The following is a 295-nucleotide window of genomic DNA, read 5'->3' on the forward strand; positions in this document are numbered from 1 at the left end:
CGCCGACGCGTCCCCGTCCTTGAGGAAGCCGGTCTCATCAAGGATCAGCGCGGCGGGTTTGATCACCGGCTGCATCCTCCACGCCAGCCTCGCCCGTACGTGCGCCGGATCCCAGGGACTGGAGGTCACGAAGTGGGCCAACGCCTGCCGATTGCCGTCCTCACCCAGCCGGGCGGCCATCGGCTCGACCGACTTGCGCCCGCCGTCCATCAGCAGACCACGCAGGTAGATCGACCCCACCAACGCTGATCCGCCCGCCCGAACGGCTCGCATACCTCCGCCGCGAAATCCTCCA

The 295-nt window shown here is 68.5% G+C and carries 1 pseudogene; it reads right to left on the reverse strand.

Annotation, left to right across the window (positions count from 1 at the left end):
- Positions 1–295: pseudogene (locus IF89_RS45725) on the reverse strand (transposase); the annotation flags it as partial.

Origin of the sequence: Streptomyces sp. NRRL F-2664 (genome assembly GCF_000719345.1) — a bacterium.
GTDB lineage: Bacteria > Actinomycetota > Actinomycetes > Streptomycetales > Streptomycetaceae > Streptomyces.